The organism is Larsenimonas salina, from assembly GCF_023736155.1.
Lineage (GTDB): Bacteria > Pseudomonadota > Gammaproteobacteria > Pseudomonadales > Halomonadaceae > Larsenimonas > Larsenimonas salina.
Genome location: NZ_JAMLJJ010000002.1, coordinates 385,281 through 406,712 on the forward strand (window position 1 = coordinate 385,281; position 21,432 = coordinate 406,712).

A 21,432-nucleotide genomic window follows, 5' to 3' on the forward strand; every position below is an offset into this window, starting at 1 on the left:
CTATCTACTGATTCAGAGTGAATTTGGCAACATTATTGCTTCGCGTGTGTGACGCAAGGTTTACATCGGTGCCGTTGAGCGTAAGGGTAACATGGCTTGCATTACCGATGGTCAGCTTGAACGGTGGGGTCCCCTTGGCGCTTGCTGATGTGCCTGCTTTCTGAAGCCCGGTCAATACCGTGGCGCCGGTGTTATCGGTGATGCGGACCCAGGAGTCCTCGGCGAACTCGAGCGCAAGTGTCGGCGTCGCCTGCGTGGCGCTGTCGGCGCTCGAGTCGTTACTGGCGGCGCGTTCATTGTTGTCCGACCCGCTTTGCACATCGCTTTGCGCCATGCTGGCGCCGTCACGACCGTCTTGCGCTGCTACTTGAAGGCGATCGTTGGTGTCGGTAGTGGCCTCGGCCGAGTCGGACGCGCGCTCGTTCTCTGTCTCAGGTGCTGAAGGGGGGAGTGATGACGCGTCGCTGGGTTCGATGCTGTCGACGGGCGCCGAATCGGCCGTGTCGGTGTCAATCGCTTCTGAAGTTGGTGTATCACCCAGCGAGTCGGTGTCGCTCATGCCGGGAGTGTTGTCCCGGCTTTGCCACCAGGTCAGCGTGAGTGCGACCAATGCGGCAATCACGATCAGCGTGACGATCGGAAACAGGATCTTGCCCCACTTGCTGGGCGGCTTGATGGTGTTGACCGGTGCAATGCGCGTGGTGGTCTGATCATCACGGCCGAATTCACGGTCATGGGCATCGACGATCACTTTTTCGTCCATGCCAAGCAGCCGCGCATAGGCGCGCAAGTACCCACGGCGGTAGGCGCCAACGGACACCTGGTCAAACTGATTCTGCTCGAAGGCACTGACCAGCGACGGGCGAAGGTTCAAACGCTCGGCAACGCTATCAAGGCTCAAGCCTTGGCGCTCACGCTCCTGCTTCAAGAGGGTTCCAGCGGGCTGCTGAGGCGAAGAAGGCGCGGTGTCGTAGCGTTCCGTCATTCGATCGTATCCTTGTTATCTTCAGGCTTGGGCGCGACGTTTTCGGGAGCGCGAACAGGCAGTTTGTCGAGTTGATTCAACAGCGCCTGGCTTTGGGCATCCGCACCCGAGAGTCTCTGATAATAGCGTATCGCATGGCGGGCTTGCACAGGATCGCCTTGCTGGATGTATAAACGCGCTTCGATCAGATACGTCCGGGCGTAACGAGGATCGATGGTTTTTGCACGCTCAAGGCTTTGCAGTGCGGCTTGGGTATCGCCGAGTGCGATCCGGCATTGGCCGAGATTACTGTAGAGTTGAGCGCGACGAGGGTAGTTGGTGTCTTCGACGGCGCGTTCGAGCTGTTGGCAGGCGGGCTCATAGCGCTTTTGAGAAAAAAGAAACGTGGCGTAGTTGTTGCGCGCTTGGGTGAACTCCGGCGCCTGGTCGAGCGCGCGCTGATAATAGCGCTCGGCCAAGGTGTTATCCTGCTGGCGCTGGGCCAGAAGGGCCATGCCCTGCAGGGCGTGCGGGTTTTGGTTATCAAGTCGAAGCGCGCGATTGAGTGCCTGCTGAGCGCGAGGAAGGTCATCGCGCTGCAGGTAAGCCAGCCCCAGTTCCGTGTAGGCGCCTGCCGGCGACTGGTCGAGCGTCTCGGTGGCGGGTCGAGTCGCTGTTTGCGCGCAGCCTGTAAGTATCATCGCGCCGATCACCACCGCAATGATTGAGGGCATCCAACGTAGGTGGTGCGTCATGGTGCGCTCACCCTAGAGTCGCTCGACTGTGAAAAAAGAACCTGGCCCATCAAAGCGTTACCTGACCATCAAGTCAAGGCATCAATCGGCGTCAATGGACAGTGCCTGAATGTAGCGTTCCTGGCGCCGGGTACGATCCTTGACGCGCCCGACAAGCTGACCGCAGGCCGCGTCAATGTCATCGCCTCGGGTCATGCGTACCGGTGCATTGTAACCACGTTCAAACAGCCATTGCTGGAAGCGCATGACCTGATTGCGCGAAGGCTTCTCGTACCCGGAATTGGGGAACGGATTGAAGGGAATCAGATTGATCTTGCAGGGCAGCTCATCGAGCAGCGTTGCAAGGGCCTCCGCGTGCGCCTGCTGATCATTGATGTCTTTCATCAAGGTATATTCGATCGTAATGGCGTGGATGCTGGGGCACTTTTCAAGGTAGCGCTTGCAGGCGTCCAGAAGGGTTCGAATGTTGTACTTGCGGTTGAGCGGAACGAGGGTGTTTCGAAGCTCATCGTTTGGCGCATGCAGTGAGATCGCGAGGCTGACTTCGATGTCGTCGCCAAGCTTGTCGATCATCGGCACCACGCCGGACGTGGACAGAGTCACGCGACGCTTGGACAGCCCGTAGGCGTTGTCATCGAGCATCAGGTGCATGGCGCTGACGACGTTGTCGTAATTGAGCAGGGGCTCACCCATGCCCATCATCACCACGTTGGTGACCGGGCGCTGTCTGGAGTCCTTGAGACCACCACCGCGTTTGGTGGCGACCCACACCTGACCGATGATTTCGGCGCTGGTGAGGTTTCGCTGGTAGCCCTGTTTGCCGGTGGAGCAGAAGCTGCAGTCCAGCGAGCAGCCGACCTGTGAGGACACGCACAGCGTACGGCGCTGACCGTTGTCAGAGGGGATCAGTACGGTTTCGACGTAGCTGCCATCCTCGACCTCGAGCACCCATTTGCGGGTGCCGTCCTTGGACTCGCCTTCATAGACGATACCCGGCGGACGTATTTCGGCCACGCGCGCCAGTTTTTCGCGCAGGGCCTTTGAAAGATTGGTCATGTCTTCAAATCGGTCACACCCTTCGGCATGAATCCACTTCATGACCTGGGTGGCGCGAAACTTTTTCTCTCCCTGCTCGACGAAGAAGGTCTCCATTTGGCGACGAGTCAAGCCAAGCAGATTGACAAGGGCGGTATCGGGGGTAGGCGTCGTCATGGGCATCGGTCGTTGGTCGGGAGAAAAGGGCGTGGCGGCAAGGGCGCCGCCACTGGAAGAACGTGCCGGCACTTAGCCGCGCGGGCAAAGCTCGCTGTCTTCGAAGAAGAATGCGATTTCGCGGCTGGCGGACTCCGGTGCGTCGGAGCCGTGAACGGCGTTGGCATCGACCGAGGTCGCGTAGTCGGCGCGGATGGTGCCAGCGTCGGCTTTCTGCGGGTCGGTTGCACCCATCAGTTCACGGTTCTTGGCGATGGCGTTGTCGCCTTCGAGGGCCTGAACCATGACCGGGCCGGAGGTCATGAAGCTGACCAGGTCGTTGAAGAACGGGCGTTCCTTATGTTCAGCGTAGAAGCCTTCAGCTTGCTCCTGGCTGAGCTGCATCATTTTCGCAGCAACGATGCTCAGGCCGTTCTTTTCGAAACGTGCGTAGATTTCGCCGATCACGTTTTTGGAAACGGCATCCGGCTTGATGATGGAAAGCGTGCGTTCCAACGCCATGGGTAACTCCTTTGGATAACTAAAATGACAGACACGCCCGTATGGCGTGCTGTGTTGCAAGCGCGAGGTCGTCGCAAGGCGCGGCATTATAGCGGCTAGACCGCGGCCATGCACGACCGGTTGCGCGATTAAACGCTGAAGCTTTCGCCGCAGCCGCACTCATCTTTAACGTTTGGATTGTTGAACTTGAAAAAGCGGTTCAACCCTTCCTTGACGTAGTCCACTTCGGTACCGTCGAGCACACCGAGCGCCTCGTTGTCCACGATGACCTTGACGTCGTGCTCTTCGAATACGTTGTCATCGTCGGTTACTGAGTCGGCGAAATCCAGTACATAGCTGTAGCCTGAACACCCGCTCGGTTTAACGGTAACTCGAAGGCCGAGGCCTTCGCCACGCTCGGAAAGAACGGTCTTGATCTGGTCGGCAGCGGCCGGTGTGATACCTATCCGGGGCATTGTTCTCACCTCCCGGTGAAATCTTGAATATCGAGGTCTGATTATGCGCGCAATGTTGTCAAAGCGTGCTTGAGTTCGGCAAGGGCGAGGTCGATGTCGTCATCGCGGGTAAATCGCCCGAAGCTGAAGCGAATCGAGGCCAGCGCCTCCTCTCTGGGAACGCCGATTTCCGTCAAAACGTAGGACGGGTCGACGCTTGCTGAATTACAGGCAGAGCCTGTGGAAATTGCCAGTTTGCGCAGGGCCATGATCAAGGACTCACCTTCGACGCCGTCGAAGCCGACGTTGACGATGTTGGGCACGCTGCCCATCAGCGGCGAATGGATGTGGACGCCTTCGAGGGCGACCACGCCGTCTCGAAACCGGCTGTTGAGAATGTGCAGGCGGTCCTTGTCCTTTGCGTGATCCTCGAGCACCAGTCGGAAGGCCTCGCCCATGCCGACGATCTGATGGGTCGGAAGCGTGCCCGAGCGCATGCCTCGCTCATGTCCACCGCCGTGAATCAGCGGGACGATCTGAAGGCCTCGACGCACGAAGAGGGCGCCAACGCCTTTCGGGCCATAGGCCTTGTGCGCCGACAGCGACATCAAATCCACCGGTAGATGCTGAAGGTCGAGCGGAATCTTGCCGACGGCCTGCGCGGCATCGACGTGAAAGGCGGCGCCATGGGCATGCACGACCCGGCCAATGGCTTGCAGGTCGTTTTCGGTGCCAAGCTCATTGTTGACCGCCATCACCGACACAAGCGTTGTATCGCTTCGAAGCGCACTCTTGATGGCATCCGGTGTGATCCGGCCCTGGCTGTCCGGCTTGACCCAGCTGACCTCGAACCCTTCCGCCTCGAGTGCGAGGGCCGTGTCGATCACGGCCTTGTGCTCGATGGTCGAGGTGACCAAGTGATGACCGCGGTCGCGGTGGGCTCTCATGTAACCGATCAAGGCAAGGTTGTCGGCCTCGGTGGCGCCCGAGGTCCAGACGATTTCACGTGGGTCGGCGCCAATGGTGTCGGCCACCTGGCGCCGAGCCCCTTCGACGGCCTGCTCGGCCAGCCAGCCGGCCATGTGACTGCGTGATGCCGGGTTGGCGAAGGTGCCGTCCTCGGTCAGGTAGTCGGCCATTAGGCGAGCGACGCGCGGGTCGACCGGTGTCGTTGCCGCGTTGTCCAGATAGATGAGAGACGCGTTCATGAGAACCCTTCAGTGACCGGTAGCGTGGGGAAGCGTTAAAGGTTGAAGCTCTTCATCGGCCCTTTGTGTCTGTCGTTGAGCGATGGCCTGCACCTCACGGCGTCTCAATAGCTCGCCGAGCGTGATGCCGCTCAGAAAATCATGAATCGCATCGGAAAGATCGCACCACAGATGGTGGGTCAGACAGGTCTCACCGTGCGTGCAATCCCCTGCGCGTTGGCATCGGGTCGCATCGATCGATTCATTGACCGCATCGATAATGGCCGATACGGCAATGTCATCGGCGTCCTTGTTCAGAAGATAGCCCCCACCGGGGCCACGCACGCTCTTGACCAGGTTCTGGCGGCGCAGCTTGGCAAAAAGCTGCTCCAGATAGGACAGCGATATCTCCTGGCGCTTTGAGATGTCGGCCAGGCTCAACGGCCCTTCCGGTTGACGAATGGCCAGATCGAGCATCGCGGTGACGGCGTATCGACCCTTGGTCGTGAGGCGCATGATGATTCCTGTTCAAAGACCCTACAAGCTGTACGTATTTTCGAAAACCTGAGTGAAATAATCAACTATTTTCGGGGCGGCGTATCGTGGTCGTCTGTCGCATCGCGTTTATCCGCTGCATCGTGGCGCGGTGAGCAGGGGTAATCGAGTTCATCGAGCGCGGCGATGAAGTCGTCACGATCAAGCGAGGGCAGGTCGTGCGTTCGAAAGGTGTCATCGATCTTTCGAAGCGCAAGACACATTCGATCGATCCGGTCGTCGACGCTTTGAATATGATCGAGCACGGCGTGCAGTGAGCGCGCCATGGGATCGGGCATCTCCTCGCCCATGCCATAGGCATCGAAGCCGAGCTTGTCACGCATGGCCGCACGCTCGGGGCGGTCGCTCACCGCGTCGTTTGACGCGTCCTTGCGTTGCTTCACGACCTTGCCCGGGATGCCGACCGCGGTTGCACCTTCGGGCACGTCCTTGGTGATGACCGCGTTCGAGCCGACACGCGCCTGGTCGCCGAGGGTAATCGGGCCAAGAATCTTGGCGCCTGCGCCCACAATGACGCCATTACCGAGTGTGGGATGGCGTTTGCCCTTGTTCCAGGTTGTGCCGCCAAGCGTGACGCCATGATAGAGCGTGACGTCATCGCCGACTTCGGCGGTTTCACCGATCACAACGCCCATGCCGTGGTCGATGAAAAACCGCCGACCGATTTGGGCGCCGGGGTGAATCTCGATGCCGGTCAACCAGCGGGCCAGCGTCGAATTGAATCGGGCCAGCCATTTGAGATTGCGCGTCCAGAGTCGGTGCGAGATGCGGTGCGCCATGACGGCGTGCAGACCGGGGTAGGTGGTCAGTACCTCGAAGGTGGTGCGTGCGGCCGGGTCGCGGTCGAATACGCTTCGAATGTCTTCTTTAATCAACTCAAGCATGGCTCGCTCTCGGCTTAGTCGTTAGGCGTGTGCTTGTCGAACTCGGTCAGCATGCCCCGAAGGATATTGACCTCGACCGTGTCGAGTCGCGCCCGTAGGTAAAGTCGGCGCAGCCGGGCCATGAGCTGGCGTGGGTTATCGGGTCGGTGGAAGCCGGAGCGAATCAGGCTGGTTTCCAGGTGCGTGAAAAAGCGTTCGAGGTCGTCGTGGCTTGCCAGCGGGTGGTCCCACGTTACGCCGAACGGCGTTTCCTCGTGCGCGGCCTCTGACCCTTTCGCTTTTTCCAGCGCTGTCTCGTCGAGGGCGACGTTGCCGGAGTCACTTTCGGCCTCAAGCCAACCCTGGCGGCACTCATAGCAAAGAACTTGAACCGCGGCCGCCAGATTGAGTGAGCTGTAACCGGGGTTGGCCTGAATGTGCACGTGCTGATTGCAGCGCTGCAGCTCGTCATTGCTGAGCCCTGAGTCTTCGCGCCCGAACACGATGGCGACCTTGCCGGGGGCGTCTCCGCGGCCTTTAAGCTCACTCGGCAGGCGCCGGGAAAGCTCCCGCGGGGAGATCATCGGCCAGGGCAGGGTGCGTGAGCGGGCGCTGCAACCGACCACCAGGGTGCAATCGTGGACGGCCTGATCGAGGCTTTCGAACATCCCGGCGCTATTTAAAATATCTTCCGCGCCCGAGGCGCGCGCCTGAGCTTCTTCATCGAACGGGTCACAGCGGGGGGTGACGAACGCGAGATGGCCAAGGCCCATGGTTTTCATGGCCCGGGCCGTCGCGCCACAGTTGCCCGGATGGCCGGTGCCGATTAACACGATGCGTATGCGGTCAAGCATGAGGGGAGGCTACTCTCTTAAATGCGACAAGCGCGCTATCCTAGCACGTCGAGCCGGATATGCGGTGCGACGGCCTCGCAGCGCGCCGCGTTTTTTGATATCATCGCGCGGTTCTTTAACAGCCCCATTTTCACCGCTCAAGGCCCGATCATGCATCCTATGGTCCAATTTGCGCTGCGTGCTCTACGCGGCGCCTCCGAACAGCTCAATCGAGTCCGCGATCGTCTGGACATCGCTCGAGAAACCCAATCTCAGGACGCGCTCTTGGTCGACACCGCGCGTTATATCGAGGAAAACATCGCGCGGCAGTTTGCCAAGGGCTACCCGCTTCACGGCATCAGCGGCCGTTACCTGCCCTTCAAGGAAGGCAGTGGCGAAGGCGCGGATTACCACTGGAAAATCGAGCTGTTTCACGGCTACCAGAACCTCGCCATCAATGCCAACGGCTGTGCCCTGTCGCTGGTGTGCATGTTCAAGGGCCGTGCCGAGCACGCCGTTGTGCTGAGCCCGTTCACCGACGATGAGTACCTCGCCAGTCGTGGGCGCGGTGCGCATTACAACGATAAGCGAATGCGCGTCAGTGGGCACATCACCGAAGACGAAGTTCGCCTCGCCATGGGCGTGCCCGAGATGCACGTGCGCTCGCGCTATTTCCCGGATTACCTGAGCGTGCTGCAGCGCATCGGTGTGCAGTCAAGCGTGGTTCGAACGCTGGGTTGTCCGGTGCTCGAGCTTGCTGAGTTCGCCTCGGGGCGTGTCGATGCAGCCTTCGTGTTCGGTATTGAAGAGCAGGATCTGGCCATCGCCCAGCTGATGCTGAAAGAAGCCGGTGCGCTGATCGGTACGCCGAGCGGACAGCCGCAGGTCGACCCCGACGGTGCGTTGATGGCCGCCAATCCGCGACTCTACAAGCAGCTGGTGAAACTGGTGAAACCGAGCCTGGTCAACGCCTGATCACTCGGTCTGACGCGTTTGCGTCGCTACCTACAAAAAAGCCCGGTTTTTTAACCGGGCTTTTTTATGTCCTGCATTTCCCTGTGTCGATGTTTAGGCCCTGCATCGATGCAGGGCCGCTCAACCAGGTGGCTGGAGGTTAGGGCAGCTCGTCCTCGACGTCTTCTTTCTTGGTCGGGATAAGATCCTCGCGCTTTAGCTTGACCACCAGCAGCAGCGCCGAGGCGACATAAACCGATGAGAATGTCCCCAGAACGACCCCGATGATCAGCGCCAGCGAGAAGTTGTGGATCATGTCTCCGCCAAGGAAGTACAGAGCCAAGAGCACCAGCAGCGTAGTGCCCGAGGTGGACAGCGTTCGAGCAAGCGTCTGATTGATCGCATCGTTGAAAATCTTGGCAAGGTCGTTTGTCTGAGACTTGCGGATGTTCTCTCTGATGCGGTCATAGACGATGATGGTGTCGTTGAGCGAGTACCCGATAACGGCAAGCACGGCGGCCAGCACGGTCAGATCGAAGTCGATCTGAAAGAACGCGAAGATACCAAGCAGAATGATGACGTCGTGGCCGAGCGAGAGCAGGGCGCCAAGCGCAAACTTGTACTGAAAGCGAATGGCGACATAAAGCGCCACCACGCCGAGTGCAATCAGCATGCCGAGCCCGCTCTGGTCGCGAAGCTGATCGCCGACCTGGGCGCCGACGAATTCAGCACGCACCAGCTGCACCGAGCTTTCCTTGCTCGAAAGGGCGTTGGTTACGCTTTCGCCCACGCTTTGATCGAACTGCTGTTGCAGTCGAACCAGAATGTCGTTGGCTTCTCCGAAGGTCTGTACGGAAAAGTCGCGATAGCCAGCCTCGGAAAGCTGCTGACGAACATCGTCGAGTTCTGGTGCGTTCTGGTACTGAACTTCCACCAGCGTGCCGCCGGTGAAATCCAGCCCCAGATTGAGGTTTTGGATCGCGAGCGCGCCAATGGCTGCAAGCGTCAACACGATAGAGACGACAAACGCTGCCGTCTTTTTACTCATGAAGTCAAAATTGGTCATGATCGGCCCCTTAGATCCAGAGTTTCTTCAGCGCTTTTCCGCCGATCGTGAGATTGGTAATGGCGCGACTGACCATCAGGCCTGTGAACATCGACGTCAGGATGCCGAGCGACAGTGTGACGGCGAAGCCCTTGACCGGCCCGGTGCCGATCGAGAACAAAATCAGGGCCACCAGTAGGGTCGTGATGTTGGCGTCCAAAATCGAGGTGAAGGCACGCTCATAGCCCGTATGAATGGCCTGGTGCGGACTGAGGCCGCGCCTGATTTCCTCTCTGATGCGCTCGTAAATCAAGACGTTGGCGTCCACCGCCATCCCGAGTGTCAGTACGATACCGGCAATGCCTGGAAGCGTCAGCGTGGCGCCCAGCATCGACATCGCCGCAATCAAAAGCGCGAGGTTGATGGTGAGCGAGGCGTTGGCGATCAGGCCGAACGCCTTGTAGCGCAGCAGCATGAACAGCACCACAAGCACCAGACCGATTTGAACCGAGAGAACGCCGCGGTCGATGTTCTGCTGACCAAGGCTTGGCCCAATGGTGCGTTCCTGAGCGAAGTAGATCGGTGCGGCCAGTGACCCTGAGCGCAGTAGCAGTGCAAGCTCAGAGGCTTCCGTGGGCGAATCGAGTCCGGTAATGCGGAATCGGTTGCCCAGTGCGCTTTGGATGGTCGCAAGGCTGATGATGCCTTTTTCGGTGTAGGGGATGCGCTTTTCGACTTCCTTGCCATCCTGCATCACCGTACGGGTGCGGCTCTTGTGCTCGATGTAAAGCACCGCCATGTTGCGCCCGATGTTGGCCCGTGTCGCACGGTTCATCTTGGAGCCGCCGGGGCCGTCCAGATTGATGTTGACCTGAGGCTGACCGTTTTGATCGAAGCTCTGGCTGGCACTCGAAACGCTGTCACCGGTAATGATCACGTCGCGTTGGAGCGCTGCCTTGCGTGAAGGATCGTTTCGAAACCCAAAGGTCTCGGTCTGATCGGCGCCGCTGTTGTTGGAGGCTTCAAGTCGGAACTCGAGGTTGGCTGTCGCGCCGACAACGCGCTTGGCAGCGGCGGTGTCCTGAACGCCTGGAAGCTCGACCACGATGCGGCTTGGACCCTGGCGCTGCACCAGTGGTTCGGAAACCCCAAGTTCGTTGACGCGGTTTCGGATCGTGGTCAGGTTCTGTTTGACCGCGTAATCCTGAATGTCGGTAACCGCCTGATCTGTCAGTGTCATGACGAGCTGACGCTCGCGACCCTGTTCACGGGTGGTGAAGTCGAACTGGTTGTACTGGGTGCTCAACTCGCTCTGGGCCTTTTCGAGCTCATTTTCATCGAGGAAGCTGAACACGATGGCGCGGTCATTGACCTCATTGCCGCGGTAGCGAATGCGCTCATCACGAAGCGTTTCACGCATGGCGCTGGCGTTGACGTTGAGTCGCTGCTTGACGGCTGCGTCCATGTCGACTTCCAGCAGGAAGTGCACGCCGCCGCGAAGGTCGAGCCCGAGCTTCATTGGCTTGGCCCCGATGGCGCGCAGCCAGTCCGGGGTTGCCTCGGCCAGGTTCAGCGCAACCACGAAGCCCTGTCCGAGGGTCTGGTTGATGATGGTACGCGCGCGCAGCTGATCATCGGCGTGATCGAGTCGAATCAGTGCGCTGCCTTGCGTGAGTTCGGTGGCCTTGACGTCGATGCCAGCCTGATCAAGGGCATCGGTTGCTTGAGTGATCTGCTGCTGGCTGATCGATTTGACGCCGCGGTCGCCACTGATCTGTATGGCCGGGTCTTCGGGATAGAGGTTGGGCAGTGCGTAGAGAACGCCCACGACGATCACGACAAGAACGATCAGGTACTTCCAGATGGGGTAACGGTTGAGCATCGGGGCTCTGTCCTGGGTTGCTGACAATCAAAAGAGGGCCGGGGAGACCGGCCCTTCAGGCTTACAGAGACTTGAGGGTGCCTTTGGGAAGGACGGTGGCGACGGCATTTTTCTGCACGTTGACTTCAACGCCATCAGAGACCTCGAGTGTGAGGAACTCTTCGCCCACCTTGTTGACACGACCGACCATGCCTCCGCCGATAACGACCTCATCGCCTGTCGAAAGTTCGGAAATCAGCTTCTTGTGCTGCTTGGCCCGCTTGGACTGCGGACGCCAAAGCAGGAAGTAGAAAATCAGCACGAAGCCGACCAGCATTACGATCTGGCCGATGGCGCCCGCGCCGCCGGCACCGGCCGCGCCGTCGGCTGCCTGAGCAGATGAGATCAGAAAGTCCAGCATGAACAGTCCTCTTGAAGGGCTTGAATGAAACGGGTGATCGCCTCGAGGCGGTGGTCGGCACCGACGCGAGGCGATGATGCCAGAGGCATCGCTTACGTCGCGAGCTCAGGCGTTTCCTGGCCGCGTCGCGTGTAAAACTCGTTTACGAAGTGGGTCAATGTACCCGCTTCGATGGCGCCGCGCAAACCTGCCATAAGGCGCTGGTAATAGCGCAGATTATGGATGGTGTTGAGCTCGGCGCCGAGCATTTCACCGCAGCGGTCGAGGTGGTGTAGATAGCTTCTCGAGAAGTGCTCGCAGGTATAGCAATCACAGTCCGCCTCAAGCGGTGCGGTGTCGTATCGGTGGCGTGCATTTCGAATCTTGACCGTGCCGTCGGCAGTGAACAGGTGGCCGTTTCGAGCGTTACGGGTCGGCATCACGCAGTCGAACATATCGACGCCGCGGCGTACGCCCTCGACCAGGTCTTCCGGCTTGCCAACGCCCATCAGATAGCGCGGCTTGTCAGCCGGCATTATCTCGGGCAGATAGTCGAGGACCTTGAGCATCTCTTCCTTGGGCTCACCGACCGAGAGGCCACCGATGGCCAGGCCGTCGAAGTCGAGTTCGTTCAAGCCTTCAAGTGAGCGCTTTCGGAGTTCGGGGTACATGCTGCCCTGAACAATGCCAAACAGCGCCGCCGAGGAGTCGCCGTGAGCCTCTTTCGACCGCTTGGCCCAGCGCAGCGACAGCTCCATCGAGCGCTTGGCTTCCTCAAACGTCGCCGGGTAGGGCGTGCATTCATCGAAGATCATGACGATGTCGGAGCCGAGCGAGCGCTGGATCGACATCGACTCTTCCGGCCCCATGAACACCTTGGCGCCATCGACCGGCGAGCGGAAATGCACGCCCTGTTCGGTGATCTTTCGCATGTCGCCGAGTGAAAACACCTGGAAACCGCCGGAATCGGTCAGGATCGGTTTGTCCCATTGCGCGAAATCGTGCAGATCGCCGTGGGCTTCTATGACTTCGGTGCCGGGTCTGAGCCATAGGTGAAAGGTGTTGCCGAGAATGATCTCGGCGCCGATGGCCTTGATGCGTTCAGGCGACATGCCCTTGACGGTGCCGTACGTGCCAACGGGCATGAACGCCGGAGTTTCGACGGTGCCCCGGGGAAACGTCAGGCGGCCCCGGCGAGTGCGGCCATCGGTTGCGGTGGTTTCGAACTGCATGCGGCAGGTATCACGCATGGGGGGACTCTCCCTGCTTGGGCGCGCGGGTCAGGAACATGGCGTCGCCATAGCTGAAAAAACGATACCCTTCATCGACGGCGGCCTGATAGGCGTGTTTGACGTGCTCAAGGCCTGAGAACGCACTGACCAGCATCAAGAGCGTCGATTCGGGGAGGTGGAAGTTGGTGATCAGTGCATCGACGCAGCGCCAGCGATAGCCCGGATAGATGAAAATATCAGTCTCACCTTCGTAGGGGCGGATCTCACCGTCCGCGCTTGCGCTTTCCAGGCAGCGCACGCTGGTCGTGCCCACCGCGATCACGCGGTTACCGCGCGCCTTTGCGCCGCGAACCGCCTCGCAGGTGGCCTGGTCGACCTTGAGCCATTCGCTGTGCATCTGGTGCGTTTCGATATCATCGACCCGAACGGGCTGAAAGGTACCGGCACCGACGTGCAGCGTGACATAGGAAAGAGTCACACCCTTGGCGGTAAGCGCATCGAGCATTTCCTGATCGAAGTGCAGGCCCGCAGTGGGTGCAGCGACGGCGCCCTCGTGGCGTGCATACACGGTTTGATAGCGCTCTCGGTCATCCAGCTCGTCCTCCCGCTCGATGTAGGGCGGAAGCGGCATGTGGCCGTGCTGATTGAGCAGCTCGATCAAGGGCGTCTCGCCGAGAAAGCGCAGCTCGAACAGAGCGTCGTGACGCGCCTCGACCACGGCCTCGATGCCGCCTTCGAAGCTCAGCCGAGTGCCGGGCTTGGGCGACTTGCTGGAACGAAGGTGCGCAAGGCCTCTGTGCGCGTCCAGCGGACGCTCCAGGAGCATCTCAACCTTGCCGCCACTGGCTTTCTGGCCGAACAGCCGGGCAGGGATGACGCGGGTGTCGTTGAATACCAGCACGTCGCCCGGGTTCAGGGCGTCCAGAATGTAGTTGAATCGGCGGTGCTCGATGGCTCCGCGTTCACCGTCGAGGCAGAGCAAACGGCAGTCGGTGCGGTGTTCGCTTGGGTAACGAGCGATCAGCTCGTCGGGCAGATCGAAATGGAAATCGGCGCGCTGCATGAGTCAAAGAAGGCACTGGTCTGTGAAAAGGGCGCCATGATACCCAAGGCGTGGCTTGAAGTCATTGACGTGCGCGCAATGGCCCGTATAATACGCCTCGTCCTTCCGTGCCGGAGTGGCGAAATTGGTAGACGCAGGGGATTCAAAATCCCCCGGGCTAATCCCCCGTGTCGGTTCGAGTCCGACCTCCGGTACCACGCATTCCTACATGCGCTCTTTTCTTGACGATCCAAGCCTAATCCTTTTGGCCTTTTCTGTTCTCCAGTGACCAGCATCCGATGCCGGAACAACGAGAACGTCACATTTTGTCGTGTGTTTTCCCCTCGCCTGCGCCCTCGGTCTTTGATGACCTGGTGTCGTGCGTCGATGTTGCCTGTCTGACTTTTTCCTTGTCACTTCATGTGTTGCCTTCCATGGGCGCTTGTCGCCATACGCCCTGATCGCCTGTTGCGAGGGGATATCACGCCCTTAAGTTTATCTTGTTGCTATCGAATGGCATTCCCCTGAGTGGTCTACCTTTTTATAAGTTAAGTATTCTTAGATGTAAGACTGTTCGAGCCTCCTTAGGCGTGGTGTGAGGTCCCTCATGCCCTTATCACGCAACAAGATGCAGGAGGCGTCGATGTCTTTTATCGAGACAGCAGAAGATGTGTTGAATTTCAGGGAGCGATTCAGTGCCGATCATCGCAATGCACTGCATTGGGATACCGGTTGGTGTGGGCAAGGGCGCCTGAAGGGGGCCCGTGCCGGGCTTGCGGCGTTTCATCATCCAACGCTTGCGCTTAACCGGTTGAGTGATGCAGCAGTGATCGAAATTTATGAGCGTGAATACATAAGGCCCATGGCGCTCGAGCGTCTTTCGCGGTCGGTAGCTGCGTTCATGCTCGATACTGCACTTGGCATGGGGCGTGAGTCAGCCTGTCGTCTTCTGGAAAACGACATGTGTCTCATTGGCGATCAAGGCGAATGCGATGACGAGGCGCTTATCAACGCGTTGTTGTTCAAGCGCCTTGGGTGCCTCAACAGGTCAGCGCTGTTGTCAGAGGTCAGGCGCAAGGAGGTGCGTCGGCTGATGCGTGTGTTCGATCAGTGCTGTGCACTGGAAGGAGAAAGCATGTTGTTTTGATAAAGAGCAAAAAAAACCCGCCTTTCGGCGGGTTTTTTTTGCTCTTTACCAGCGGCGTCGACCCAGCAACACACCTGCTGCAAGGCCCACGACAGCTCCGGCTGCAATGTAGGACCAGCTGTTTTCATGAACATGGCGGTCGATCCCGTAGGCTGCGCGCTGACCGTAGTCGACCGCACGCTCTTGACCGTCGTGCAAACGTGCACGTGCGTGATCAAGGTGACCGCGTGCATCATCGCCCAGATGGCTCAGGCGGCGCTTGGAGCGGTCGCGTTCTTCGGCCAGTTCTTCGTGCCAGCGTTCCATGGCACGGCGACGATCACGGCTGGAGCTGAATATACCCATTGAGTGTCCTCCTGACGTTAACGGGAAAATGGCAAGGTTTCTTGTCATGCGTCGTGGTAAGCGTAGCGCTGAATATCGGCTTATGCCTACCGAATGGTGTATATAAGTGCTCTGTTACAAAAGGTTTCAAAAAAGCGGCTTAAACCGGATGAAATGCGCGGTTTTTCAATGTAGTTTCTCTAATGTTTTAGGAGGAAATAACTAATTCTATTTGCAACTTTTGAATTAGTTTTCCGGTAGCTGTACGCGCATATGAGAAGAATGGCCCTTGGGCGGCTTCCTGCATGGTCGGGAGTCGCCTTTTTTTATGCGCGGTTTTCATTCTGGCCTCTCCGAATATAATGCGGCGTTGTTTCGTGCTTGATGTCTTTGCCGTACAAGGAGTGTTGCCATGACGTGGGCCCATTGGTGGTCGCTTGCGTTGGTTTGTGTGCTTGGTGCCGTATCCCCTGGCCCGAGTCTTGCGATGGTTGTGCGTCATACCATGCGCGGCGGTGCGCTTCAGGGCGTTGCTGCAGCCTTGAGTCATGCCCTGGGTGTGGGCATCTACGCGGTCATGACCGTGGCGGGCATTGGTTTCATCATGACTCGCTTTCCTCTGATCTATCAGTTCATAAGTATCGTCGGGGCGATTTACCTTCTTTGGCTTGGCGTGAACGCGCTTCGGAAACGACCCGCGGCCGATGGGGCGACCGTCTCGGATGTGGCAGAGCAGGACATCGCCTCGGCCGTGCGAGATGGGTTTGGCATGGCGCTTGCCAATCCAAAGCTCATTCTTTTCTTTGTCGCGCTCTTGAGTCAGTTCATCGAACCCGGCAGCTCTCTTGCTGCAAGCGCGCTGGTCGTCATGACCGTCATGATCATCGATGGGCTCTGGTACGTTCTGGTCGCGAAGGCGCTTGCGCGGCCGACGCCGCTTGCGCTTTTGAGGCGAAAGGGGTGGCTGGTCGAGCGCGCGTCGGGCGCGGTCTTTATTCTATTGGCTTTAGTGGTTCTGGGTGAGGTCGCACACGCATGGCATTGAAGACAAATGGGAGGAGTGCGAGCGAGGAGCGCGCGTTCAGCGCCTGCGCCAAGGCGCGGGCTGCGCGTGAGCAGGTACAGATATGCACGCCCGAAGGACAACGCTGTGGCTCGGTCAGGCGTTCCAGGCTGCGTCGGCTGCGCCTTTGGCATTTCGCGAGTTATGTTTTCGTCTTCGATGACAACGATCGACTTTGCGTCCAGAAACGCACTTCGATCAAGGACGTTTTTCCCGGTGCATTCGATCTCAGCGCCGGTGGCGTACTTGCCGCGGGCGAAGCGCGCCATGTAGGCGCACGGCGTGAAGTATTCGAGGAGTTGGGCGTGAGCGCGCCCTTGAACTTTACAGGCTCGTTCCAGTTTGGCGCGCTTCACGTGCACGGCGATATTTTCTGGACAAGATGGACTGGCCTCATCCGTCCCCAGCCTGAGGAGGTCGAGGCCACCGACTGGCTCAACGTCGCTGACGCGCTAGCACTTCAGCAGGTAACACCAGACACCCGAGCGGCACTGGTGCATCTTCTGGCGTCACCTGGGTGCCCGGTAAGAAGGCCCTGAACCAGCCGTATCGTTTACGTCAATTTGCCCTTGAGTGCGTCTCGGTCGGTAATCGTTGGCTGTTCGAGAAGCGCTCGGGCCGCGTCCAATTGATCGTCCAAGTCAATCAGCATGACGCCTTTCAGCGTATCGCCGTCGAGATAGAAGATCGCCCCCTTGCGGTTGGGCGTTTGCCAATCCGATACGGTGTCCAGGTTCGATGCGTCTGCCGTTCCAACGGCCTTGAAGCCGAGATCGAACACGTTGGAATAGAAGTAGGGCGTGTGGGTATAAGCCGAGGCGACACCGGCCATGTTGTGCCCTGCTTGCGTGCCCATCTGATTGGCGTTGTCGACGTGTTCGACGCGTTGTGCCCCCAGGCGAACATCTGGATAGCGCGCGACGTCTCCGGCGGCGAAGATGTTCGAGTCATCGGTTGTAAGCCACTGATCGACCACAATGCCATCATCGACGGAAAGGCCCGCCTGCTCGGCAAGCGCCGTTTCTGGCGTGATGCCTATTCCTGCGGCCAGCATGTCGCCTTCAAGGGTTGAGCCATCGTCGAGCGTGACACAGACGCCTTGCTCACCGACGCTTCCGCCGGTTACCTGTCGGCGTGTGATGACCGACACGCCGTGCTCGGTAAAGGTGTCCTGAAAATGGCGCGCGAATGCGTCGGGAAAAAGCGGTTCGCCGAGCACGCCATCAGGCGTGATGAGGGTCACCTCACAGCCTTGCTGGACAAGCGCCGCGGCCAGTTCACACCCAATGTAGCTACCGCCGGCAACCAGCATGCGGGCGCCGGGCGTTGCCGCGTCGCGCAGGCGTTGATAATCGGCGTAGGTTCGAAAGTAAAGGACACGGTCACTGGCCGGCAGGTCCGGGAGCGTTTTCGGAGCACCACCCGTTGCCAGTAGTAGCTTTGAGTATCCAAACTCGGCGCCGTCCTCGGTTGCAACGGTGCGCGCCGCTCGATCGAGTCGAGTGATTCGGGTTTCGGTGTGGACCTCAACGCGGTCGTCGTCCGTGATCATCCAGATATCGTCTTCGGTAAACTCCGGGTCGGTCCAGAGCTTCTTGGACAGCGCCGGCCGGGTAACCGGAGGGTGCTGCTCTTCGCCGAGAATGGCGATGCTGGCGCTTGGGCGATTTTTCCGAATGGCCTTGGCCGCATTGGCGGCGGTCATTCCTGCGCCGACGATGAGGTAGTCGTACTGTGTCTTCATGGCAAGATCCCTATGGCCTTCAGTGTGTCGGCCCACGCGTCCTTGGGGCCGCTGGGTTTAAACATAGGTAGACTGCTGAGTTAGTTCAATGCGTCGCGTCAGGGACAGGCGTCTGTCACATCGTTAGCGCTCGAACACAGTTCGTGACGTGTGATGGGTAGAGCGTTGATGCGTTGCGTGGCAGTCTAGGGCCATAAAAGGGGTATGGGCCGAAACGATGGATATATACACTCAGGATTGCCACACCGCCTCGGGAGAGCCATTCAATCTTCGGGCGCTGCGTGGCCAGGTGCTGATGGTGGTTAACGTGGCCAGCCAGTGTCGGTTCACGCCACAGCTTGCCGAACTCGAGACGCTTTATCAGACCCATCAGGCACAGGGGTTCACCGTGCTTGCGTTTCCGTGCAATCAATTTCTGCATCAATCGCCTGAGTCAGGGCGCTCGTTCGAGCAGTTCTGTACTCGGTCGTTCAAAACCTCCTTTCCCATCATGGAAAAGGTAAACGTCAATGGTGCGAACGCGCATCCCCTGTTTCAGCTCTTGAAGCATCGGGCCCCGGGGGTGCTGCGCTCACGCCAGATCAAATGGAATTTCACCAAGTTTTTGATCGGCCGCGATGGCCATGTCATGCGCCGTTTTGCACCGGCGGTGTCGCCTTCGACGCTTTCACAGGCAATCGATGAAGCCTTGGCCATTCCGTTCTCGGCATAAGCCATTGCTACTTTGATGAGTTCGGTGTTTTTCCCTACTGTTCGTGCATACTCGACGCGAAACCTGGACGCGGTATTCTTGCGTCGACCAATCAACCGAGATAAAGGAGTAAGTGCGTGGCTTCCACGTTGATGTTGCATAGGGTGTGGCGATGGTTCGCCATGATGATGGCGGTCCTGTGTCTATCCATGCCGCTGGCGCACGCCGCGCCGACTGATGCAGGAACCGATGTCTCAGGCAAGGCAGACGCCGGGGCGCTTGCGGACATGCTCGAAAACGATCAGACCCGACAGCAGCTGATCGATCAGCTCCGGTCGGTGGCTGCAAATCAGGAGGGTGGCAATCAGAGCGAGGCCGAGACGCCATCATCGGATACGCCCAAAAGCGACGCCGCAGCCTCCGATCAAGGAGACAGCGATGGTGGATTGGGCGAGCTGCCGCGTCAGATTGCCGACACGACCCAGGTCTTTGCCGAATCGCTTGCGGCCAACGTGACCGGCTCTGTGGCAGCGATTCTGTCGATCGGCGATGGCGCCGACGGCAATGGCGCCAATTGGGGTGAGCTGAGCGGTCGCTTGATCGGGCTGGGCATTGTTATCGGTGGCACCATCGCTGCCTTTTTCCTGCTGCGCTCACTGGTCAGCCCGCTTTTCCGCAAGGCCGATCGCTGGGTGGTCTCCGAGCAGGGGGCATCGAGCGTATTGAAGCGCCTTGGCGCCGTGGTGCTGTGTCTGGCGATTGATCTGATCGTCATTGCGCTGGCGGCAGTCACCGGGTACGCCATCGGGCTGTTCGCATTTGGGGATAACGCGACCATCGGTACGTATCAATCGCTGTTCATCAACGCATTTGCGATGGTCGAAATCTTCAAGGCCTTGATCCGCGTGGTATTTGCCGATCGCTACGAAGGGCTTCGCCTGTTTACGATGCCCTCCGATGTCGCAAAATACTGGAACCGCTTTCTCGCTCGGCTGGTTGGGCTTATCGGCTATGGAATGATGGTGGCGGTGCCGTTCGTTGCAGGGCTCTTGTCGCCGTCGCTCGGTAAACTGGTCGATCTTCTGATCATGGTCGTGGCCTATGTCTACGCCTTGAGCGTGATTCTTGGCAATCGCGCTGACCTGCAGCAGCGGCTCGAGTACCGCGCCGAACACGCCTCGATGAGTGCGTTTGGTGTGTTGATGCGTGTACTTGGCAAGATCTGGCACCTACTGGCGATCGCCTATTTCACCGTGCTTCTGGTCATCAGTCAGGTCTATCCGGAGCAGGCGCTGCCGTTCATGGCCAAGGCCACGGCCCAGACGCTGATTGCCGCGGGCATTGGTATGTTGCTCTCGAGCATGATCACCAAGGTGTTGGCGTCTCGCATTACGCTTCCCAATCAGATGGGCCAGCGCCTGCCTCAGCTCGAACAGCGACTGAACTCCTATATCCCCAATACGCTGAAGGTGGTTCGCGCGCTGCTTCTGATCGCGGTGCTGTTGGTTATTCTGGATGCGTGGCGTGCGTTTGACCTGACCGGCTGGCTGGCATCAAGTTCGGGTAAGAACACCATCGCGATGATCGTGCATGTTGGCATTATCCTGCTGGTGGCGGCGCTGATCTGGACGGCACTTGCAAGTTTCATCGAGCATCGACTGAACCCGGGCGAATTCGGTCGGGCGCCGACGGCGCGTGAAAAGACGCTGCTGTCGCTGTTCAGAAACGCTATTGCCATCGCGCTTACCGTCATGACGGTCATGATCGTGCTGTCCCAGATCGGCATCAACATCGGGCCGCTGATCGCCGGTGCCGGTGTTGTCGGTCTTGCGATCGGTTTCGGGGCCCAGAAGCTGGTGCAGGATGTGATTACCGGCGTATTCATTCAGCTCGAAAACGCGATGAATACCGGCGATGTGGTCTCTGCAGGTGGTATTACAGGTACCGCCGAACGTCTGACCATTCGCTCGGTCGGCATTCGAGATCTTTCCGGCACCTATCATGTCGTGCCGTTCTCCTCGGTCGATGTGGTCTCCAACTACATGCGCGATTTCGCCTATCACGTTGGCGAGTACGGCATTGCCTACCGTGAAGATGTCGACTTTGCGATCGAGAAGCTGCATGACGCGTTCGAGGAACTCAAGCAGGACGAGGCTCAGCGCGAATGCATTCTCGAGGATATGACGGTGCCCGGCGTGATCGCGCTCGCTGACAGCTCCGTTAATATCCGCATCATGATCAAGACCACACCGGGCACTCAGTGGTCGCTGGGCCGTGCGTTCAACCGATTGGTCAAGAAGCACTTTGACGCCGCCGGCATCGAAATTCCGTTCCCGCACCTCACCATGTACTTCGGCGAGGACAGGGACGGCAAGGCGCCGCCGGCCAATCTGCGCATGATGCGTCAGGAAAAGGTGGTCAACCGCTCTGCCAAGAACGCCGATGACAAGGGGGCGTTTGAAGGTGAAACCACGGGCCGCAACAGCATGCCCGATGTCGATAACGACGGCAGCGACGAAGGCGGTGCCGACCGCTAGCGTCGTGGCTCTATAAACTGGTGGCAATGTAAAAGCCCGGCTGATTCAGCCGGGCTTTTTTTATAAGCAGGTATCGGGGATGGCTTAA

General features: G+C 59.0%; 22 protein-coding genes and 1 tRNA gene. 7 read left to right on the plus strand and 16 right to left on the minus strand.

Annotated features, from left to right (window positions below):
- Window positions 1-4: 4 nt before the first annotated feature.
- The 9 genes from NAT23_RS07030 to NAT23_RS07070 form a co-directional block, all read right to left on the minus strand.
- The gene (locus NAT23_RS07030; protein WP_251926719.1) at window positions 5-985 is read right to left on the minus strand and encodes a RodZ domain-containing protein; all 981 of its coding nucleotides are present in this window, start codon (window positions 983-985) and stop codon (window positions 5-7) included.
- Entirely contained in the window at window positions 982-1,719 is a 738-nt protein-coding gene (gene pilW, locus NAT23_RS07035) for a type IV pilus biogenesis/stability protein PilW (protein ID WP_251926722.1), read from the minus strand. The genes NAT23_RS07030 and pilW overlap by 4 nt, the downstream gene beginning before the upstream one ends.
- An 81-nt stretch (window positions 1,720-1,800) precedes the next feature.
- On the minus strand, window positions 1,801-2,937 hold the full coding sequence (rlmN, locus tag NAT23_RS07040) for a dual-specificity RNA methyltransferase RlmN (protein WP_251926791.1): 1,137 nt from the start codon (window positions 2,935-2,937) through the stop codon (window positions 1,801-1,803).
- Window positions 2,938-3,003: 66 nt separating this feature from the next.
- Window positions 3,004-3,432, minus strand: a complete 429-nt coding sequence (gene ndk / locus NAT23_RS07045; protein WP_251926724.1) for a nucleoside-diphosphate kinase — start codon at window positions 3,430-3,432, stop codon at window positions 3,004-3,006.
- 128 nt (window positions 3,433-3,560) lie between these two features.
- On the minus strand, window positions 3,561-3,887 hold the full coding sequence (locus NAT23_RS07050) for a HesB/IscA family protein (RefSeq protein ID WP_251926726.1): 327 nt from the start codon (window positions 3,885-3,887) through the stop codon (window positions 3,561-3,563).
- Window positions 3,888-3,928: 41 nt separating this feature from the next.
- A complete protein-coding gene (locus NAT23_RS07055) occupies window positions 3,929-5,074 on the minus strand; it encodes a cysteine desulfurase family protein (protein ID WP_251926727.1) in 1,146 nt (381 codons plus the stop codon).
- Window positions 5,075-5,083: 9 nt separating this feature from the next.
- Window positions 5,084-5,569, minus strand: a complete 486-nt coding sequence (gene iscR, locus NAT23_RS07060) for a Fe-S cluster assembly transcriptional regulator IscR (protein ID WP_251926728.1) — start codon at window positions 5,567-5,569, stop codon at window positions 5,084-5,086.
- A 65-nt stretch (window positions 5,570-5,634) separates the two neighbouring features.
- Window positions 5,635-6,492, minus strand: coding sequence for a serine O-acetyltransferase (gene cysE / locus NAT23_RS07065; RefSeq protein ID WP_251926729.1), 858 nt, complete (start codon window positions 6,490-6,492; stop codon window positions 5,635-5,637).
- A gap of 14 nt (window positions 6,493-6,506) precedes the next feature.
- Window positions 6,507-7,325 carry an RNA methyltransferase gene (locus NAT23_RS07070; RefSeq protein WP_251926730.1) on the minus strand — a complete coding sequence of 273 codons (819 nt, stop codon included), beginning with the start codon at window positions 7,323-7,325 and terminating at the stop codon, window positions 6,507-6,509.
- A gap of 150 nt (window positions 7,326-7,475) precedes the next feature.
- Between NAT23_RS07070 and NAT23_RS07075 the strand changes: the two genes are divergently transcribed.
- The gene (locus NAT23_RS07075; RefSeq protein WP_251926731.1) at window positions 7,476-8,279 is read left to right on the plus strand and encodes an inositol monophosphatase family protein; all 804 of its coding nucleotides are present in this window, start codon (window positions 7,476-7,478) and stop codon (window positions 8,277-8,279) included.
- Window positions 8,280-8,418: 139 nt separating this feature from the next.
- Here NAT23_RS07075 and secF read toward each other — a convergent pair whose 3' ends face one another.
- From secF to queA, 5 genes are all read right to left on the minus strand, one after another.
- Window positions 8,419-9,324: a protein translocase subunit SecF gene (gene secF / locus NAT23_RS07080; RefSeq protein ID WP_251926732.1), complete on the minus strand. Its 906-nt coding sequence runs from the start codon at window positions 9,322-9,324 to the stop codon at window positions 8,419-8,421.
- 10 nt (window positions 9,325-9,334) lie between these two features.
- A complete protein-coding gene (gene secD / locus NAT23_RS07085) occupies window positions 9,335-11,185 on the minus strand; it encodes a protein translocase subunit SecD (RefSeq protein WP_251926733.1) in 1,851 nt (616 codons plus the stop codon).
- A gap of 61 nt (window positions 11,186-11,246) precedes the next feature.
- Window positions 11,247-11,585: a preprotein translocase subunit YajC gene (gene yajC / locus NAT23_RS07090; protein WP_251592057.1), complete on the minus strand. Its 339-nt coding sequence runs from the start codon at window positions 11,583-11,585 to the stop codon at window positions 11,247-11,249.
- 92 nt (window positions 11,586-11,677) lie between these two features.
- Window positions 11,678-12,796, minus strand: coding sequence for a tRNA guanosine(34) transglycosylase Tgt (tgt, locus tag NAT23_RS07095; protein WP_433962196.1), 1,119 nt, complete (start codon window positions 12,794-12,796; stop codon window positions 11,678-11,680).
- A gap of 10 nt (window positions 12,797-12,806) precedes the next feature.
- Window positions 12,807-13,859: a tRNA preQ1(34) S-adenosylmethionine ribosyltransferase-isomerase QueA gene (queA, locus tag NAT23_RS07100; protein WP_251926737.1), complete on the minus strand. Its 1,053-nt coding sequence runs from the start codon at window positions 13,857-13,859 to the stop codon at window positions 12,807-12,809.
- Between the two features lie 109 nt (window positions 13,860-13,968).
- On the opposite strand from queA, the gene NAT23_RS07105 reads away from it, so the two are divergent.
- A tRNA-Leu gene (locus NAT23_RS07105) sits at window positions 13,969-14,056 on the plus strand.
- A gap of 425 nt (window positions 14,057-14,481) precedes the next feature.
- Entirely contained in the window at window positions 14,482-14,985 is a 504-nt protein-coding gene (locus tag NAT23_RS07110; RefSeq protein WP_251926738.1) for a glycosyl hydrolase 108 family protein, read from the plus strand.
- Window positions 14,986-15,030: 45 nt separating this feature from the next.
- On the opposite strand, the gene NAT23_RS07115 is transcribed toward NAT23_RS07110, so the two are convergent.
- Window positions 15,031-15,330: a glycine zipper domain-containing protein gene (locus tag NAT23_RS07115; protein WP_251926741.1), complete on the minus strand. Its 300-nt coding sequence runs from the start codon at window positions 15,328-15,330 to the stop codon at window positions 15,031-15,033.
- A gap of 391 nt (window positions 15,331-15,721) precedes the next feature.
- On the opposite strand from NAT23_RS07115, the gene NAT23_RS07120 reads away from it, so the two are divergent.
- Together NAT23_RS07120 and NAT23_RS07125 are read left to right on the plus strand one after the other, a co-directional pair.
- Window positions 15,722-16,354, plus strand: coding sequence for a LysE family translocator (locus NAT23_RS07120; RefSeq protein ID WP_251926743.1), 633 nt, complete (start codon window positions 15,722-15,724; stop codon window positions 16,352-16,354).
- The gene (locus NAT23_RS07125) at window positions 16,345-16,911 is read left to right on the plus strand and encodes an NUDIX domain-containing protein (RefSeq protein WP_251926745.1); all 567 of its coding nucleotides are present in this window, start codon (window positions 16,345-16,347) and stop codon (window positions 16,909-16,911) included. Before NAT23_RS07120 ends, NAT23_RS07125 begins: the two co-directional genes overlap by 10 nt.
- 14 nt (window positions 16,912-16,925) lie before the next feature.
- On the opposite strand, the gene NAT23_RS07130 is transcribed toward NAT23_RS07125, so the two are convergent.
- A complete protein-coding gene (locus NAT23_RS07130; protein ID WP_251926747.1) occupies window positions 16,926-18,116 on the minus strand; it encodes an NAD(P)/FAD-dependent oxidoreductase in 1,191 nt (396 codons plus the stop codon).
- A gap of 217 nt (window positions 18,117-18,333) precedes the next feature.
- On the opposite strand from NAT23_RS07130, the gene NAT23_RS07135 reads away from it, so the two are divergent.
- Together NAT23_RS07135 and ybiO are read left to right on the plus strand one after the other, a co-directional pair.
- On the plus strand, window positions 18,334-18,828 hold the full coding sequence (locus NAT23_RS07135) for a glutathione peroxidase (RefSeq protein ID WP_251592002.1): 495 nt from the start codon (window positions 18,334-18,336) through the stop codon (window positions 18,826-18,828).
- A 116-nt stretch (window positions 18,829-18,944) separates the two neighbouring features.
- Window positions 18,945-21,344, plus strand: a complete 2,400-nt coding sequence (gene ybiO, locus NAT23_RS07140) for a mechanosensitive channel protein (protein ID WP_251926749.1) — start codon at window positions 18,945-18,947, stop codon at window positions 21,342-21,344.
- Window positions 21,345-21,432: the final 88 nt, after the last annotated feature.

What these genes read in the sequence shown, in the direction of transcription:
- NAT23_RS07030 (WP_251926719.1), bottom strand. Translation starts at nt 985, where the DNA reads ATGACGGAACGCTACGACACCGCGCCTTCTTCGCCTCAGCAGCCCGCT.
- pilW (WP_251926722.1), bottom strand. Translation starts at nt 1,719, where the DNA reads ATGACGCACCACCTACGTTGGATGCCCTCAATCATTGCGGTGGTGATC.
- rlmN (WP_251926791.1), bottom strand. Translation starts at nt 2,937, where the DNA reads ATGCCCATGACGACGCCTACCCCCGATACCGCCCTTGTCAATCTGCTT.
- ndk (WP_251926724.1), bottom strand. Translation starts at nt 3,432, where the DNA reads ATGGCGTTGGAACGCACGCTTTCCATCATCAAGCCGGATGCCGTTTCC.
- NAT23_RS07050 (WP_251926726.1), bottom strand. Translation starts at nt 3,887, where the DNA reads ATGCCCCGGATAGGTATCACACCGGCCGCTGCCGACCAGATCAAGACC.
- NAT23_RS07055 (WP_251926727.1), bottom strand. Translation starts at nt 5,074, where the DNA reads ATGAACGCGTCTCTCATCTATCTGGACAACGCGGCAACGACACCGGTC.
- iscR (WP_251926728.1), bottom strand. Translation starts at nt 5,569, where the DNA reads ATGCGCCTCACGACCAAGGGTCGATACGCCGTCACCGCGATGCTCGAT.
- cysE (WP_251926729.1), bottom strand. Translation starts at nt 6,492, where the DNA reads ATGCTTGAGTTGATTAAAGAAGACATTCGAAGCGTATTCGACCGCGAC.
- NAT23_RS07070 (WP_251926730.1), bottom strand. Translation starts at nt 7,325, where the DNA reads ATGCTTGACCGCATACGCATCGTGTTAATCGGCACCGGCCATCCGGGC.
- NAT23_RS07075 (WP_251926731.1), top strand. Translation starts at nt 7,476, where the DNA reads ATGCATCCTATGGTCCAATTTGCGCTGCGTGCTCTACGCGGCGCCTCC.
- secF (WP_251926732.1), bottom strand. Translation starts at nt 9,324, where the DNA reads ATGACCAATTTTGACTTCATGAGTAAAAAGACGGCAGCGTTTGTCGTC.
- secD (WP_251926733.1), bottom strand. Translation starts at nt 11,185, where the DNA reads ATGCTCAACCGTTACCCCATCTGGAAGTACCTGATCGTTCTTGTCGTG.
- yajC (WP_251592057.1), bottom strand. Translation starts at nt 11,585, where the DNA reads ATGCTGGACTTTCTGATCTCATCTGCTCAGGCAGCCGACGGCGCGGCC.
- tgt (WP_433962196.1), bottom strand. Translation starts at nt 12,796, where the DNA reads ATGCAGTTCGAAACCACCGCAACCGATGGCCGCACTCGCCGGGGCCGC.
- queA (WP_251926737.1), bottom strand. Translation starts at nt 13,859, where the DNA reads ATGCAGCGCGCCGATTTCCATTTCGATCTGCCCGACGAGCTGATCGCT.
- NAT23_RS07110 (WP_251926738.1), top strand. Translation starts at nt 14,482, where the DNA reads ATGTCTTTTATCGAGACAGCAGAAGATGTGTTGAATTTCAGGGAGCGA.
- NAT23_RS07115 (WP_251926741.1), bottom strand. Translation starts at nt 15,330, where the DNA reads ATGGGTATATTCAGCTCCAGCCGTGATCGTCGCCGTGCCATGGAACGC.
- NAT23_RS07120 (WP_251926743.1), top strand. Translation starts at nt 15,722, where the DNA reads ATGACGTGGGCCCATTGGTGGTCGCTTGCGTTGGTTTGTGTGCTTGGT.
- NAT23_RS07125 (WP_251926745.1), top strand. Translation starts at nt 16,345, where the DNA reads ATGGCATTGAAGACAAATGGGAGGAGTGCGAGCGAGGAGCGCGCGTTC.
- NAT23_RS07130 (WP_251926747.1), bottom strand. Translation starts at nt 18,116, where the DNA reads ATGAAGACACAGTACGACTACCTCATCGTCGGCGCAGGAATGACCGCC.
- NAT23_RS07135 (WP_251592002.1), top strand. Translation starts at nt 18,334, where the DNA reads ATGGATATATACACTCAGGATTGCCACACCGCCTCGGGAGAGCCATTC.